The sequence below is a fragment of the Actinoplanes sp. 13 genome (assembly GCF_056134165.1).
Genome location: NZ_JBVYOQ010000028.1, coordinates 51,263 through 67,701, shown reverse-complemented (window position 1 = coordinate 67,701; position 16,439 = coordinate 51,263). Strand labels below are relative to the sequence as shown.

The following is a 16,439-nucleotide window of genomic DNA, read 5'->3' as shown; positions in this document are numbered from 1 at the left end:
CGACCGTACACCGTGGGTGCCGGTCGCGAACCCGTGAGGCCAGAGGGCGAACCACGCGTACACCGCATGAAGTCAGGGCGGTTCAGGTGTAAAACCGCCCATAACGACCCTTACTGTGAACACGCTGGGAAAGCGGTTCAGCTACGGGCGTACACCTCGGGCCGGAGCACCCCTACGTACGGCAACTCCCGGTAACGCTCCGAGAAGTCCAGGCCGTAACCCACGACGAACTCGTTCGGGATGTCGAAGCCCACGTACCGGACCGGGACCTGGACCTTCACCGCGTCCGGCTTGCGGAACAGCGCGACCACCTCGACGCTCGCCGGCTGGCGCGACTCGAGGTATTTCATCAGCCAGGACAGGGTCAGCCCGGAGTCCACGATGTCCTCGACCACCAGCACGTGCCGGCCGGCGATGTCGCGGTCCAGATCCTTGAGGATGCGCACCACGCCCGAGGAGGTCGTGCCCTGCCCGTACGAGGACACGGCCATGAACTCCATCTCGGTCGACGGCCCGTGCCGCCCGAGCGCCCGGGCGAAATCGGCCATGAACATGACCGCGCCCTTCAGCACGCAGACCAGCAGAATCCCGTCAGCGGCTTCGGTGTGGTCCGCGGAGACCTGCTTGGCCAGTTCGTCGATCTTGTCCCGGATCTGTTGCTCCGAGATGATCACGTGGTCGATGTCGGCGTCGTACCAAGAGCCATCAGCCATGTGCTAAGCCTGCCCCATCGAGGTTACGGATGCTCGAACGGGGGCGGAATCGGGTCGGCCCGCTCACTTCTTCCCGGCCCCTGACGAGGCTTTCTCAGCGCGGGCGACGGGATTCCCGGTCGGAAACCACCCGAACGAGGTCACCGGACCGCCGCGCCACCGAGATGCCGCCGGGCAGATGCGCGGCCCCCTGCCCGTGCCAGCCGGTCACCAGCGCGTCCAGCGCGACGACGTGCGTGTAGGCCAGCGCGCCGCCCGGCGCGCCCAGCTCCCGGGCCCAGCGGTGCAAAACCCGGCCGCGCACCGCCGGCAGCAGGCCGGCCAGCCCGGGGACCGACAGCCCGGCCGGCGACCGGGACCGCTCCAGCGCGGCGACCGCCAGCTCGTCCAGCGCCTCGGTGTCCGCCGCCACCAGCGACGCGGTTCGGGCCAGGTTGGCCAGGACGCCCGGGCCGAGCGCCTCGACCAGGGCCGGCAGCGCGGTGGCCCGCACGCGTGACCGCGCGTACGCCGGGTCGCTGTTGTGCGGGTCCTCCCAGGGAGCCAGGCCGAGCGCCGCGCACGCCTTGCGGGTGTCCGCACGGGCCACCTCGAGCAGCGGGCGGCGGAACACCCCGCGCCGCTCCGGCATCCCGGCGAGCCCGCGCGGGCCGGCACCCCGGGCCAGCGCCAGCAGCACCGTCTCGGCCTGGTCGTCGCGGGTGTGGCCGAGCAGCACCGCGGCCGCGCCGAGTTCGGCGGCGGCAGCGCCCAGCGCGGCGTAACGGGCGGTGCGGGCGGCCGCCTCCGGACCGCCGGGCAGACCGGCCACCGAGACGGTCTCGATCCGCACCGGGTCGAACCCGGCGTCCCGCGCCCAAGCGGCCACCGAGCGGGCCCGCCGGTTCGACCCCTCCTGGAGCCCGTGATCGACGGTGACCAGACCGACCCGCCGGCCGGCGAACCGGGTCGCTGATGCCAGCGCCAGCGAGTCCGCGCCGCCCGAACAGGCGACCAGGACCAGGGCGTCCTCCGGCAGGCCGGTCAGCGCGCGGCGAACCGCGGTGCGGACCGCCGCGACCGGAGGGGGGATCCGTGCCATGACTCAGCCGTGCACCCGGGCGACCCACGCATCCGGGTCGCCCAGCTCCTCCAGCCGGGGCAGGGTCAGCGGCGAGGTGAAAATCTTGTTGAAACCGGTCATCCCGACCCGTTCCACGACGCCGTGCACGAACTTGCGGCCCTCCGCGTACTGCCGCATCTTGACGTCGACGCCGAGCAGCCGGCGGATCGCCTTCTCCAGGGGATTGCCGCTCTCGCGCCGGCGGTTGAACTTGGCCCGGATCGACTCGACGGTCGGGATGACCTCGGGGCCGACGCCGTCCATCACGAACTCGGCGTGCCCCTCCAGCAGCGTCATCAGCGCGGTGAGCCGGTCCAGCACCGCCTTCTGCCCGGGCGTCTGCACGATGTCCAGCACCGAGGTCCGGCTCTCCGGGTCGCGCAGCGCGTCGGAGAGCGTGGCGACGCCGCGCCGGAGCCGTTCCAGGATGTGCTCGGTGCTCTGCGACGCGTCGACGAACGCCTGCACCTCGCCGAGGAAATAGCCCCGCATCCAGGGGACCGCGGTGAACTGGGTGCGGTGCGTCACCTCGTGCAGGCACACCCAGAGCCGGAAGTCCCGCGGATCCGCGTTGATCTTCCGTTCCACCTCGACGATGTTCGGCGCGTTCAGCAGCAGCTGACCGGGCTCGCTGGAGAACACCTCGTACTGCCCCAGGACGCGACCGGACAGGTACGCCAGGATCGTCCCGGCCTGCACCCCGGTCACCCGCGAGCCGATCGCGTCGGCGAGCGCGCCCGGCGCCTTGTCCCCGGAGAGACGGCTGACCAGCGGCACGATCACCTGTTGCAGACCGGCGATGTTCACCTTCGCCCAGTCCCGGCGGTCCACCACCCGGACCGGCGGCACCTCCGTCTGCGGGGCCAGCCCCGTGTATTCCGCCACGTGACCGGCGGCCTCGTCGGTGAGCGCCCGCAACTCGGACACCACCTGAGTCGCCTCGTCGAACGAGACCGCGGGGCCGGTCTTGGAGAGCGCGCCCGCGGTTGCGGCGGCCAGATCCCAGTCAACGAACTGCGCCATGCTGCCCACCGTACCCGCGCCGTTCCAGAGCGCACTCAGGTGAAACCCCGGGATCAGCAGCCGCACTGCACCAGGCGGGCCGCGATCCGGTCGAGCGCCGCCCGCGCCGCGACGGCGCTCGGGCCGCCCTTCGCCATGATCGCGAAGGCCAGCACCTGCCGGTCCTTGGTGATCAGCACCCCGGCGAGCGTGTTCACCCCACTCAGCGTCCCGGTCTTGGCACGCACGATGCCCTGCGCGCTCCGGTTCGGGCTGGGCGTGACGAACCGGGTCCGCATCGTCCCGGACCAGCCGGCCACCGGCAGCCCGTTGAACAGGTTGCTCAGCGCGGCCTGCTGCCCGCCGGCCGCCAGGGCCAGGGTCTGCACCAGCAGCGCCGGGCTGATCGCGTTGCGGTTGGAGAGACCACTGGCGTCGTACAGCTGGGCCTCCTCGGCGGGCAGGCCCAGCTCGGTCAGCTTCTCCGCCATCGCCTCGGCCGCACCGGAGAAGCTGGCCTCCTTGCCGGCCGCCAGCGCCACCTGCCGGCCGATCGCCTCGGCCAGCACGTTGTCGCTCATCTGCAGCATCCACTCGACGACCTGCACCAGCGGCGGCGACTCGACCTTGCCGAGCTCGGTGCCCGGCGTGATCCCGGCGGCCGCTGACGCGGACGCCTCCCCACCGGCCGGCGCCTCGCCCCGGCTCACCGACGTGACGTCCAGGAACTTCGCGAACGCCTTGCCCGCCGCGAGCGCCGGATCCGAGAACCGCGGATCGCCGCCCTGCTCGTTGTGCACCGGCGCGATCCGCCCGCCGTTGGTCATCAGCGCCTGCACCCGGGCCACCTGCCCGGCCCCGATGTCCCCGCTGCCCCAGCCGCTCGCGGTCTCCGGCCCGGTGAACAGCGACGTGTCCACCAGCACCTTCGTCACCTCGGTCCCGCCCAGCTTCTTCTCCACCTGGGCGGCGAGCTGATCGAGCCGGGCGGCCCCCGGGAAGAGCGTCTTACGGCTCACACCGAGCGTGACGTCACCACCACCGACGAGCACAACTTCACCCGGGTTCGCGCCGGCCACCACCCGCGTCTCGAACCGGTAGGCCGGTCCACGCGCCGCCAGCGCCGTGGCCGCGGTCAGCACCTTCGTGGTCGAAGCCGGCGTGATCATCCCGGCCGGGTTCCGCTGGTACAGCACCGTGCCGGAGAAGACGTCCCGCACCTGCACGTTCACGCTGGAGCCGAGCGCGTCCGCGCCGACCAGCGGGTCCAGCGCGGCCTTCACCGCGGCGGTGTCCGGCGTCGTGCCCTCGGCCTGCGCCGCGGCCAGTACCGGGGTCGGGCTGGGGTCGGGCGTCGTCGGCACCGGGGCGGGCGCGGTGGTCGCCGACGCGCCGAGCCATCCGTCGATCGGCCCGGGCCGCACCACCAGACCCACTGCCGCCACCATCGCGACGAGGATCACGACCGCGAAGATCGACACCAATTTTGTACGAGACAGGCCCGGTCCCGCCGGTGCGGGGCGATCCACGTCGCTGGTCGCGCCTTTGCCGCCCGCGCCGGGCGGAGCTGCCGGAACCGCGGACCGAGCCGCCGCCGGTGCGGGCCGCGTGGTGTTCAGCGGCACCGAAGCCCGCCCGTAGGTGCCACCCGACGTGGGCGCCACCTCCTCCATCGCCCCGCTCCCGGAGGCAGGCGCCACCCCGCTCGCCGCAACCGGTGCGATGCCCGGAGTCGATGCGGAGCCCCTTGCCGAACCGCTCGCCGGCCGGCCCGCATCACCCGGTCGCACCGGATCGCCGGAGGAACCGCTCACACGACTCTGATCGCCAGCCGGACCGCTCCCCTGAGCCCGGCCGCCGGCAAACGCGTCCGTGATGCCACCCGCCGGTAGGCCCAGCTGCTGCGTCCGGTCGGCGTCGCCCGCCGGGGCCGGCGCCGGCCCGGTCACGCCGAACGCCTGTGTCTGGTCGGCGTCGCCGGCAGCCTGCTGATGCGTCGCCGCGGCCCACCGACCGGGCGCGCTGGGCGGATAGGCCCCGGCGGCCGGTGCGGCCGGAGGCGTGGCCGGGTTCCCGGACGAGGGCGCCGACCGCGGCGCGGGAACAGAAGCATGCCCGGCACCCGACGCGGGCGGAACCGGCCGGGCCGGCGGGGGCGGCGCGGGCACAGAAGCATGCCCGGCGCCCGACGCGGGCGGAACCGGCCGGGCCGGCGGGGGCGCAGCGGCCTGAGGCGGCGCGGAGGCCACGGCAGGCTGAGGCGGCACCGGTGTCGCAGCGGGCCCGGCCGGCGTGGGCGTGGCAGCGGTCTGCTGCGGCGGAAGTGCGGCAGCAGGCTGAGGCGGCGTGGAGGCGACGGCGGGCCGGGCCGGCGGGGGCGTCCAGGCGGCAGCGGGCTGAGTGGGCGCCGCCGACCAGGCAGGACTGCCTCCAGGCGCCCACTGCTCGGGCACCGCGGCCTGATGACCCGGCTCAGGAGCCCGGACGTCGGCAGGCGGCCGGTTAGCGCCTTCCGGGCCGTTTTGCGAACCCGACACGCCGGTATTGTCCGGACCGTTATGTGAATCTTGCCTCGTCACACGCCCCTCCTCGCCCGTGGCGTCAGACTTAGGGGAGACTAGCGACATCCGGCACACCGTTGCGCGCGGATCCTGCGGGCCCTGCTTCCAACGCCCCGCTCCCGCCCGGCGGACCGGTCTATTCGAGCGGGCAAGCAAAAGGGGAGCGAATAATGGATTTCGACGTTCTGGTTGAGATCCCCAAGGGGCAGCGCAACAAGTACGAGGTCGATCACAAGACCGGCCGGATCCGGCTCGACCGGACCCTCTTCACGGCGACACAGTATCCGGCGGACTACGGCTTCATCGAGGGCACCCTGGGCCAGGACGGCGATCCGCTGGACGCGCTCGTGCTCATCCAGGAGCCGACGTTCCCCGGCTGCCTCGTCCGGGCCCGCGCCATCGGCATGTACCGGATGACCGATGAGAAGGGCCGCGACGACAAGGTCCTCTGCGTGCCTTACGAGGACCCGCGCCAGGAGCACCTGCGCGACATTCACCACCTGGGCGAGTTCGACCGGATGGAGATCCAGCACTTCTTCACGGTCTACAAGGACCTGGAGCCGGGCAAGTCCGTCGAGGGCGCCACCTGGGTCGGCCGCATCGAGGCCGAGGCCGAGATCCGCGCCTCCTTCAAGCGTGCCGAGGCTCACGAGGCCGACGAGGCGCATGAGCTGGAGCACTGACCGCTCGCTCCCAGCACCGCTGAACGATCGCACCTGCGGCGGCCCCGGCCCCGCAGGTGCGCTCGTATAACCACCTGATCAACAACCAGTGTGTGAAGTTGCGCCCCGATACGAGCCCGAACTTCACACACTGTGGGGTGAGCGGTTCGTCGTTTTGAGCGTCAGGTGAGGCCGGAGACGGCGGTGTAGAGGCCGGTTACGGCGCACGCCACCGGGATGACCGAGATCACGGCGAGGGCTTCGAGCAGGTCGGCGGCCCGGCTGACGTAGGGGGACGGCGGGCGGCCGGCGTAGGCGATTCCGGCCGCGACGGCGAGCAGCGCGATGAGCGTGGCGGCGACAGGCACGACAACCAGCGCGGCGGATTCGATCACGGCGGAGCCGGTCACATCGGAGGCGGACGCACCGGCGTCAGCCGCGCCGGCGGTGAGCAGGTCGATGCCGAGGGCGGTCACCCCGATAAGGCCGCCGGCCAGCAGCGGGACCCGCTGGCGACCGGTGATGAAGAGCCGCGAGCGGAGCAGCAACGCCGTCGCGGCGGCCCCGGTCAACAGGCGGGCGGAGAGCGTGCCCGCGGTGGCCAGCACGGCGAACGCACCGGCGGCCAGCACGGCGTGGCCCAGCAGCATGCCGGCGAGCAACTCCTCGGTCCGGGCGACCGCGTCGAAAGCGGTTCTGCGATCGACGAGAGCCTCACCGGGGGCCGGCAGGGTGATCGGCGGCCGGGGCGTGCGGCCCAGGCGCACGGCCAGCAGCGGCAGCAGGGCGATCCCGCAGACGAGCACCGAGATCAGCACCGCCGCGGCGGCCACCCCGGTGGTGAACAGGCCGGTCAGGGCGGTCAGCGCGGCGAGCAGGCCGGTGGTCGCGACCGCGGCGAACATCCGGGCTCCGGCCGCCACGCCGGCCGCGCCGATGGCAGCGCAGATCAGCATCGACACCGACCCGGCGAACAGTTCCGGGGCGCCGGCCGACTGCCACAGCGCGGCGCCGGGCACGGCGATCGAAGCGGCGCCGCCGGTGAAGGCGTAGGGCAGTGCGTACCCAGCCAGGACGATGCCGGGGGTGCGTCGCGCGTACGCCCGGGAAGCGGTAGTGGCGGCCAGGGTGAGCAGCGCGGCGAGGCCGAGCCCCACCCAGGCGGTGCCCTGCCCGGAAACGGTGAGCAGGGTGAACAGGCCGAGAGCGAGCGGGACGGCGGCCGCGGCCAGGGCGGCGCTGCGGGTGGCGCCGGCGGTCCAGGTGCCGCCGCGCCGCCGGGCACCCTCGGCGATCGCCTCCACCACGTCGTCGTAGTCCAGCTCCGGCCACTGTTCGCGGGCCGGGACGAGATGAAGGACTGCGCCGTCGCGTACCCCCTGGGTGTGCAGACCCCGGGCCGCACCCAGGGCGACCCCGTCGGCCCGCCGGAGCACCCACCCACCGTGTTTCTCGCCCTCGTCGGCGAGGTCCTCGCCGGCGTGCCGCAGCACGTCCGGCAGCAGCTCGGCGAGCGGCACGTGCTCGGGCAGAGCGACGTCGACGCGGCGCCGGGGCGCACGGATGGTGACGCGTGCCAGGCCGGCGCTCACCAGGATCCTCCCGTTGTCCACAGGGTAGTCCACATCGATGACCGTGATACTGCGGCAGGGGCCGAACTTTACCTAGCATGAGCCCACCGTGATATCCCGTGACCGCTCGGACACACAGAGGCGCGGAAAGGGCAGCCGATGGGCACCGTGCCGTTCCAGCGACCCGCGCGCCGCCCGGCGCCGGGGATCCCCGCAGGCTTGCTGCACGTCGACCCGCCGCCGGAGGTGCCGGAGCCGGTGGCGGGGCGCTGGCGGCAGTGGCTGATGGCGCTGCCGCTGCTGGGCGGCACGCTGGCGATGGCGATGATGATGGGCCAGGGCCGGGCGGGCGCTTACACCTATGTGATCGGTGGGCTGTTCGGCGTCTCGTCGCTGGCGATGCTCGCCACGTCGTTCGGCGCGTCCGGTGCGCCTCGGCAGGCCGAGCTGACCGCGGCCCGCCGCGACTATCTGCGGCATCTCGCGGGGCTGCGCCGGCGCGTCCGCGAGACCGCGCACCAGCAGCGGGCGGGGCTGCTCTATCGCCATCCGGATCCGGAACGGCTCTGGTCGACTGTCCTCAGTCACCGGGTCTGGGAGCGCCGGCCGGCCGATGCCGACTTCGCCGTGGCCCGGGTCGGGCTCGGACCGCAGACGCTCGCCACCCCACTGACCACGCCGTCCACCCGGCCCCTGGACGAGCTGGAACCGATGACCGCGGGAGCGCTGCGACGGTTCCTGGACGCGTACTCGGTGGTGCCCGACCTGCCGGTGGCGATGTCGCTGCGCGGCTTCGCCCGGGTGTTCGCCGGTGACGGCGGGGAGACGGCCCGTTCCCTGGTCCGGGCGGTGCTGATCCAGCTCGCGGTCTTCCACGCGCCGGACGATCTGGTCATCGCGGTCGGCGCCGGGGCGGACCGGCGGGCGGACTGGGAGTGGGTGAAATGGCTGCCGCACGCCCGGCACCCGGCGCGGGTCGACGCGCTCGGACCGGTACGCCTGGTGGCCGACACCGGCGCGGGACTGGCGTCGCTGCTCGACGACCTGGTGGCCGGGCGGTCCCGGCTGCGGCCCGGCGAGGTGACGGCGACGGTGCCGCACCTGGTGGTGGTGCGGGACGGGCTGGACGCGGGCGGGCTCGACGAAGGGCTGGACGGCGTCACGGTGCTCGATCTCGACGCCACGCCGCCACGGGTGCCGGACCGGTCGATGCTGGTGCTGGAGATCGGTGCGGGCGGGACGCTCCGGTCGTACACGATGGATCATGAGATTGAAGCCGGACGTGCCGATCAGCTCTCCGTCGCCGAGGCCGAGGCGATCGCCCGGCGCCTCGCGCCGCTGCGCCTGGCCGACTCGGCGGACCCGGCCGGCGCCACCGCGGCGAACGAGGCGGGCCTGGCCGAGCTGCTGGGCATCGCCGACCCGGAGAGCTTCACCGTGGCGAGCGGCTGGCGGCCACGCGCGGGCCGGGAGCGGCTCCGGGCGCCGATCGGGACCAGCGCCGACGGCCTGCCGGTGGTGCTCGACCTGAAGGAGTCCGCACAGGACGGGATGGGGCCGCACGGGCTGCTGGTCGGCGCGACCGGCTCGGGCAAGTCGGAGCTGCTGCGCACGCTGGTGCTGGCGCTGGCGGCCACGCACTCGTCGGAGACGCTGAACTTCGTCCTGATCGACTTCAAGGGCGGCGCCACGTTCGCGTCGATGGACCGGCTGCCGCACACCGCCGCGCTGATCACCAACCTGGAGGACGCGCTGCCGCTGGTCGACCGGATGGCCGACGCCATCGACGGCGAGCTGACCCGGCGGCAGGAGGCGCTGCGCAGGGCGGGCAACTACGCGGGGCTGCCGGAGTACGAGAAGGCCCGGGCGGGTGGCGCGCCGCTGCCACCGCTGCCGACCCTGCTCGTGGTCTGCGACGAGTTCTCCGAGCTGCTGCAACGCAAGCCGGAGTTCATCGAGCTGTTCCTCCAGATCGGACGGCTGGGGCGGTCGCTGGGCGTGCATCTGCTGCTGGCCAGTCAGCGGCTGGAGGACGGGCGGTTGCGCGGGCTGGACACGCATCTGTCGTACCGGGTCGGGCTCCGGACGTTCTCGGCGCTGGAGTCACGGGCGGTGCTGGGGGTGGCGGACGCGTACGAGCTGCCCCGCTCCCCCGGGCACGGCTATCTGAAGTCCGGCACCGAACCGCCGACCCGGTTCAAGGTCGCGCATGCCTCCGGGCACGCCTGGCGCTCCGCGGTGTCCGCCGCACCGGACACCGCCTCGGTGCTGCCGTGGTCCACCCGGCACGTCCCGGCCCCGCCGGCGCTCGCCGCCCCCCCGCCGGAAGGTGCGAGCCTGCTCGACGTGCTGGTCGGGCGGCTGGCCGGGCAAGGGCCACCGGCGCACCGGGTGTGGCTGCCGCCGCTGGACGGCTCGGCGACCCTGGACGAACTGCTCGGCCCGGTCGCCGTCACCCACGACCGCGGGCTCGCCTGCGCCAACCCGGCACTGCACGGCAACCTGCAGGTGCCGATCGCGCTCGTGGACAAGCCCCGGGAACAGCTCCGTGACGTCCTCTGGCTGCAGCTGGCCGGGGCGGCGGGACACGTCGCGGTGGCCGGTGGGACGTTGAGCGGCAAGTCCACTGTGCTGCGGGCCCTCGTCTGCGGTCTGGCGCTCACCCACACCCCGGCCGAGACGTGGGTGTACTGCCTGGACTTCGGTGGCGGGACCCTGGGAACGCTGCGCGACCTGCCGCACGTGGGTGGTGTCTTCGGCCGGCTGGAGGCGGAGGGGGTCCGGCGCACGGTCGGCGAGATGGTGACGCTGCTCGAGGACCGGGAGCGGTCGGGAACGGGGTCCGGCGTGGACCGTCCGGCGGTCTTCCTGGTGGTGGACGGGTGGGCCACCTTGCGCAAGGACTTCGAGGAGCTGGAGCCGGTGCTCACCGACCTGGCCACCCGCGGCCTCTCGTACGGCATCCATCTGGCCGCCACGGCATCGCGGTGGATGGACTTCCGGCCGGCCGTCCGCGACCTGTTCGGCTCCCGGCTCGAGCTGCGCCTCGGGGACCCCGCCGACTCGATCGTCAGCCGGCGGGCGGCGATGGCCGTGCCGGAGACGCCGGGCCGGGGTGTGCTGGAACACCCCGCCGACCGGAGCCGAGGTTTGCACCTGCTCACCGTCCGGCCCGAGGTGGGCCCGCTGGGCGACACCCCGGCGCTGGTCAAGGCGGTGGCGGCGGCCTGGACCGGGCCGTCCGCGCCGCCGGTCCGGTTGTTACCGGCCTCCGTCGCGTACGCCGAGATCAGATCCGCGGACAGTACGGGCCTGCACCTGCCGATCGGCATCGCCGAGTCCGACCTGCGGCCGGTGGCGATCGACTTCGCGGCCGACCCGCACTTCCTGGTCCTCGGCGACGCCGAGTGCGGCAAGTCGTCGTTCCTGCGGGCGCTCGCCACCACGGTGACCGCCCGGTTCGAGCCGGAGCGGGCCCGGATCATCCTGGTCGACTACCGGCGCAGCCTGATCGACCTGCCGGAGACCGCCCACCGGATCGGGTACGGCATGCAGGCCGCGCACACCCGGGAGCTGATGGAGTCGGTCGCCGGGTACATGCGGCGGCGGCTGCCCGGCCCCGAGGTGACCGCCCAGCAGTTGCGGGACCGCTCGTGGTGGACCGGGCCGGAATTGTTCGTCCTGGTCGACGACTACGACCTGGTGGCCACCGGCCCGGACAACCCGCTCACGCCGCTGCTCGACCACCTGCCGCAGGCGCGTGACGTCGGCCTCCACCTGATTCTCACCCGCCGATGCGGCGGTGCCGGCCGGGCGCTCTACGAGCCGGTGATCCAGCGGCTGCGGGAACTCTCCACGCCCGGGCTGGTGATGGCCGGTTCACCGGACGAGGGGCCGCTGCTCGGCACCGTGCGGCCGGCGGCGCTGCCACCGGGGCGTGGCCGGCTGGTGACGCGGCGTGAAGGGGTCCGGCTGATCCAGCTCGCCCAGCTGCATCCCTTCCAAGAATCCGGGCATTCAACAGACTCGGAGTGCGATTAGCCACTCAGGACCGCAGCGACACGCCCTCCGTTGGGAGTAATCTCCCTCCATCGACTGACCGACCGTCCAGGGAGAGCAGAGTGAGTGCAGACTCCCGGCGAATCGCCCCGGGCGTGCGACGACTCGGCACCGCCGTCGTGGCCGGCCTGTTCGCGTTCAGCGGGCCGAGCACGGCGGCTCTCGCCGGGCCGGCGTCCTCCGCTCCCCTTCTTGCGGAACCCGGTGCGACCGGACCCGACTGGGTGCGTGCCGAGCAGTGGCACCTCCAGACGCTCAACGTGCCCGGCGCCTGGGAATACACGGACGGCGCCGGTGTCACGGTCGCGGTCATCGACTCCGGCGTCGACGCCCAGCACCCCGACCTGGTCGGCCAGGTGCTCCCCGGCCTCGATCTGGTGGCCGGCGACGGCGACGGCCAGACCGACCCCGTCGGCCACGGCACCACGGTGTCGGCCATCATCGCCGGCCGCTCCGACGACACCTCCGGCGTCGTCGGGATCGCCCCCAAGGCCAAGATCCTGCCGATCCGGGTGCTCGACTCGGAGAACCGCTACAACGACGCCCTGGTCGTGGCGAAAGCAGTGCGCTGGGCGGTGGACAAGGGCGCCAAGGTGCTGAACCTGTCGCTCGGCGGCAGCGCCTCCAGCGCCACCCTGGCCGCGGCCCTCGACTACGCGTTCGCCAAGGACGTGGTGGTGATCGCCTGCACCGGCAACGCGACCGCGTCGAACACCGCCGAATCCGGCGTGTGGTACCCCGCCCGGGAACCCGGCGTCCTCGCCGTCGCCGGCACCGAGCGCAAGGGCGACATGCTCTGGACCGGTTCCATCACCGGCAAGGAGACCGTGATCTCGGCCCCGGCCACCGAGCTGGTCGGCGCCCGTGGCCCGGACACGTACTGGCGGGTTCAGGGCACCAGCTTCGCCGCCCCGATGGTGGCCGGCACCGCGGCACTGCTGCGGGCCCGCTGGCCGGACATGCCGGCCGGCGAGGTGGTCGACCGGATCATCAAGACCGCCAAGGACCGCGGCGCTCCCGGCCGTGACCCGGAGTTCGGCTTCGGCCTGATCGACCCGGTTGCGGCGCTCACCGCCGACGTGCCGGTCGTCCTCGGCAACCCGCTGGACAACACCCCGCCGCAGGGTGTGGCCCGGTTCGGCAACGCGCCCGCTTCCGGGCAGGCGCAGTCCGCGCCGGAGGAGTCGGCGCGGCTGCCGGGTGCGGCGACGGAGGCACCGGCACCCAACGCGGGCGGCTGGGTGGCGCCGTCACCGGCGGTGCCGACGGGAAGCAGCCATGCGCGGCTGATCGCGGTGCTGTTGTTCCTCCTGTCGGCGGTGGCCGCGGCAGTGACCATCCGGCGTTTCGCCCGCGCGACCGGCTGAGCACGCCGGTCCGGCCAGGCCCTGTTTCAAGCGCACTCCCCGGTGCGTACGCCGCGGTCGTTCTCCCGTCCGGCCTTTGCCACACCGGCCGCCTCGTCCGCCGTCAGCGCGAACCCGACGTTCTTGTCGTCCGCTGCCGCAGCGAAGATCACGCCGAGCACGTCCCCGTTCGGGGCGATCAGCGGGCCACCCGAGTTCCCGCTGCGGACAAAGGACTTGATCGTGTAAATCTCACGGGTCACGTCACCCGAGTCGTAGATGTCCGGTCCGGTGATCCGGCTGACGTCCCGGACCCGGGCGGACTGGGCGTTGTACGGCCCGTCCTGCGGATAGCCCAGCACGATCGCGTTCGCCCCGGTGATCGCCTCTTTCCCGGCGAACGGCATGACCGGGGCACGCAGCCCCGGCACGTGCAGGACGGCCAGGTCCCGTTTCGGGTCGTAGACCACGACGGTGCCCTCGAGCTGGCCGCGGGAGGTCTCGACGACCACCTCCTCGGTGCCGGCCACCACATGCGCGTTGGTCATCACGCGCTCCTGGGCGTAGACGAAGCCGGTGCCCTCGATGCGCCGGGAACAGCTGGGCGCCGCGCCGAGCACCTTGAGCACCGACCGCTTCGAGTCCTGCACCACCCGGCTCTTCGCGAGCCGCTGGTCGGGCTCGGCGACCTCCTTGGCCTGGGTGCGGGCCAGCCCGCCGAACACGTCCGGGAAGCCGCTGGTGTTGAGAGTGTCGCGCAGCGCCGAGGAGAGCGTCTGCGCCTCCTCCGGCATCAGGCCGTTGATGCCGGTGAGGATGGCGCTGCTGCGGAACTCGCGGTTGACCGCGGGGAACGGGGTCGACCCGAGCGGCACCGCCACCAGCCAGGAGGCCAGCAGCAGGGCGACCACCGAGATCACCGCGCCACCGGCGTCGTCGAGGTGTTGCAGCGGTTTGCTGAAGATGCCGCGGCGCAGGTTGGTGCCGAGCCAGCCGGCCAGCGTCTGGCCGAGCACGGCGAGCGTGAGGATGACCGCGAGCGCGACAACCAGCCGCACCGTCCCGTCCGCGAACTGCTGGGCCAGCAGCGGTCCGAGTTGGAGCCCGATCAGCACGCCGCTGAAGAAGCCGCCGAGTGACAGCGCGCCGATGACGAAGCCCTGCCGATATCCGCTGATCGCGAAGAGCAGCATCAGCACGACCAGAATCACATCGACCACGGGCACCCACTCAGCCTAGAAGTCGGGGACCACCTCACGGCACCACCTCGTCGGGCGCTCCCCCGCGCGCGGCCGGAACCGGCGCCGCGGCGTCGGGAAGCCCGACGAGACGACCCGGCTCCCAGGGGACGGACCACCCGGCCATGTCGAGCAGAACCGAGATCACCCCCGCTGTGAATCCCCAGACGAGCAGGCCCCGGACCTGGAAGGCAGGACCGATCCAGCCGCTCGGATGTCGCACCCGGATACGGTTCGCGGGGTCGGCGAGTTCACTGATCGGCAGGCGTGCGACGTGCGCGACTTCGGCGGGCTGCAACGGGTGCACCGGGTGCGGGCGGCGCCACCAGGCCAGCACCGGGGTGACCACGAACCGGCTGACCGGGATCCACAGGTCCGGCAGCAGGGCCAGCACCTCGGCGCTGGACCGGTCGAGGCCGACCTCCTCGTTCGCCTCGCGCAGCGCGGTGACGGTCGCGTCGGCGTCCTCCGGGTCGGTGGCACCGCCCGGGAAGGCGGGCTGACCGGCGTGGTTGCGCATGGTCGCGGCCCGCTGCAGGACCAGCAGGTCGGGCCCGCCCGGGGTGTCGGCGTCCGGCTCGCTCTCGCCGAGCAGCACGAGGACCGCGCTGGAACGTCCGCCGCCGCCGGCCGGTTGCCGCAGCGTGGTGAAGTCCTCGGTGCGGCACTGCCCGGCCCGGGTCAGCAGCGGCTCGAACCAGGGCGGCAGATCGTCCGGCCGGTGGAGAACGTGTCCCTTGCTCATCGCGTCACCGTCACGCCGGTGTGCTCCCGCATCAGTGTGATCAACTCGTCGACATCCACGGCCTCGCGATGCACGTACATCTCACCGTCGGCACCGACGAAGACGGTGAGTGGCAGCGTCGCCTGCCCGAGCGCGCTCGCGAACCGGCGGTCCGGGTCGAACAGGGTCGGGAAGCTGACGCCGTGGTCGGTGGCGAAGGAGACCGCGGCGGAGCGCCGGTCGTTGCTGTCCACCCCGAGCACTGTGTATCGCCCGTCGGCCCGGTCGGCGAGCCCCTGCATCACCGGCAGCTCGTCGCGGCAGGGCGCGCAGTACGACGCCCAGACGTTGATGACCGCCGGGACGCGCAGCCGGGGCATCCGGATCTCGCCGCCGCCGGTGAAGCAGGGCAGCGCGACGTCGGGCAGGTCGGTGCTGACCGGGGCGGGCGCGATCAGCGCGGTGCAGTCGGCGAACGGTGACGGTGGCTCCGGGCCGTCCGGCTCGGCCGAGGCCGTGCAGGCCGACAGCGCCAGCAGGACCACGACCGCGGCCGTCGACATCCCGCGGAACCGCCTCACGGTTCCTCCGGAGCGAGCGGCTCCTCCGTTGCAAGCGCGGCCGGCTCCTCCGCGGCGAGGACCGCGGCAGCCGGCACCAGGCCGGGGTCGACTCCGGCGGCCACGGCCAGGTCACGGGCGCGCGGGCCCTTCAACAGCCGCGCCGCCGGCTTGGCCTCGGTCGGGCCGGTCCCGTACGACGGGCACATGCTCGCCAGGGCGCAGGCGCCGCAGGCCGGTGTCCGGGCGTGACACACCCGCCGCCCGTGGAAGATCACCCGGTGCGACAGCATCGTCCAGTCGCGCTTCTCGATCAGGTCGGCGACCAGGAACTCGATCTTCACCTCGTCGGTCTCGTCGACCCAGCCGAACCGGTTGGTGAGGCGGCGGAAGTGGGTGTCCACGGTGATGCCGGGGACGTCGAACGCGTTGCCCAGCACGACATTGGCGGTCTTGCGGCCGATCCCGGGCAGCTTCACCAGGTCGTCCAGCTTGTTCGGCACCTGTCCGTCGTGGCGCTCGATCAGGGCCTGGCCGAGCCGGATCAGCGAGTTGGTCTTGGCCCGGAAGAAGCCGGTCGGCCGGAGCAGCTGCTCCATCTCGGCGCGGTCCGCGGCGGCGTAGTCGGCTGCCGTCCGGTACTGCTGGAACAGTTTCGGCGTCACCTGGTTGACCCGCACGTCGGTGGTCTGCGCGGAGAGGATCGTCGCGACGGCCAACTCGAGAGGGTTGGTGAAGTCGAGCTCGCAGTGCGCGTCCGGGTGGGTCTCGGCGAGCACCCGGGCCATCCTGCGGGCACGGCGTTTGCGGCCGAGCTCCGTCTCGCGCGCGTAGCGGGAGGCATTCGCTGCGCGGGGTCGAGTCACCGGTAAAGAGTACGTCGGCAACGCGAGATCATCCG

12 protein-coding genes are annotated in these 16,439 nt (G+C 73.0%); 3 read left to right on the top strand and 9 right to left on the bottom strand.

What is annotated here, in order from left to right; all coding sequences use genetic code 11:
* Positions 1-137 precede the first annotated feature (137 nt).
* The 4 genes from hpt to dacB form a co-directional block, all read right to left on the bottom strand.
* Positions 138-713 (bottom strand): hypoxanthine phosphoribosyltransferase, encoded by a 576-nt coding sequence (gene hpt / locus AC0NH5_RS35040; protein ID WP_474411359.1) that lies wholly within the window; start codon positions 711-713, stop codon positions 138-140.
* Positions 714-807: 94 nt separating this feature from the next.
* A complete protein-coding gene (tilS, locus tag AC0NH5_RS35035; RefSeq protein WP_474411358.1) occupies positions 808-1,794 on the bottom strand; it encodes a tRNA lysidine(34) synthetase TilS in 987 nt (328 codons plus the stop codon).
* A gap of 3 nt (positions 1,795-1,797) precedes the next feature.
* Positions 1,798-2,838, bottom strand: a complete 1,041-nt coding sequence (locus AC0NH5_RS35030; protein ID WP_474411357.1) for a zinc-dependent metalloprotease — start codon at positions 2,836-2,838, stop codon at positions 1,798-1,800.
* Positions 2,839-2,891: 53 nt separating this feature from the next.
* Positions 2,892-4,490, bottom strand: a complete 1,599-nt coding sequence (dacB, locus tag AC0NH5_RS35025; RefSeq protein WP_474411356.1) for a D-alanyl-D-alanine carboxypeptidase/D-alanyl-D-alanine endopeptidase — start codon at positions 4,488-4,490, stop codon at positions 2,892-2,894.
* Positions 4,491-5,548: 1,058 nt separating this feature from the next.
* On the opposite strand from dacB, the gene AC0NH5_RS35020 reads away from it, so the two are divergent.
* Entirely contained in the window at positions 5,549-6,061 is a 513-nt protein-coding gene (locus AC0NH5_RS35020; RefSeq protein ID WP_474411355.1) for an inorganic diphosphatase, read from the top strand.
* Positions 6,062-6,222: 161 nt separating this feature from the next.
* Here AC0NH5_RS35020 and eccD read toward each other — a convergent pair whose 3' ends face one another.
* Positions 6,223-7,632, bottom strand: a complete 1,410-nt coding sequence (gene eccD / locus AC0NH5_RS35015) for a type VII secretion integral membrane protein EccD (RefSeq protein WP_474411400.1) — start codon at positions 7,630-7,632, stop codon at positions 6,223-6,225.
* Positions 7,633-7,770: 138 nt separating this feature from the next.
* Here eccD and eccCa point away from each other — a divergent pair, with 138 nt between their 5' ends.
* Both eccCa and mycP read left to right on the top strand, forming a co-directional pair.
* Entirely contained in the window at positions 7,771-11,652 is a 3,882-nt protein-coding gene (eccCa, locus tag AC0NH5_RS35010; RefSeq protein ID WP_474411354.1) for a type VII secretion protein EccCa, read from the top strand.
* A gap of 80 nt (positions 11,653-11,732) precedes the next feature.
* Positions 11,733-13,037 (top strand): type VII secretion-associated serine protease mycosin, encoded by a 1,305-nt coding sequence (mycP, locus tag AC0NH5_RS35005; protein WP_474411353.1) that lies wholly within the window; start codon positions 11,733-11,735, stop codon positions 13,035-13,037.
* 26 nt (positions 13,038-13,063) lie between these two features.
* On the opposite strand, the gene AC0NH5_RS35000 is transcribed toward mycP, so the two are convergent.
* The 4 genes from AC0NH5_RS35000 to nth are packed head-to-tail and all read right to left on the bottom strand — an operon-like array spanning position 13,064 to position 16,404.
* Positions 13,064-14,242 carry a MarP family serine protease gene (locus AC0NH5_RS35000; RefSeq protein WP_474411352.1) on the bottom strand — a complete coding sequence of 393 codons (1,179 nt, stop codon included), beginning with the start codon at positions 14,240-14,242 and terminating at the stop codon, positions 13,064-13,066.
* Between the two features lie 28 nt (positions 14,243-14,270).
* The gene (locus AC0NH5_RS34995) at positions 14,271-14,999 is read right to left on the bottom strand and encodes an NUDIX hydrolase (protein WP_474411351.1); all 729 of its coding nucleotides are present in this window, start codon (positions 14,997-14,999) and stop codon (positions 14,271-14,273) included.
* Complete coding sequence (locus tag AC0NH5_RS34990; RefSeq protein ID WP_474411350.1) at positions 14,996-15,559, bottom strand: TlpA family protein disulfide reductase; 564 nt, start codon at positions 15,557-15,559, stop codon at positions 14,996-14,998. The genes AC0NH5_RS34995 and AC0NH5_RS34990 overlap by 4 nt, the downstream gene beginning before the upstream one ends.
* A complete protein-coding gene (gene nth, locus AC0NH5_RS34985) occupies positions 15,556-16,404 on the bottom strand; it encodes an endonuclease III (protein ID WP_474411349.1) in 849 nt (282 codons plus the stop codon). The genes AC0NH5_RS34990 and nth overlap by 4 nt, the downstream gene beginning before the upstream one ends.
* Positions 16,405-16,439 lie beyond the last annotated feature (35 nt).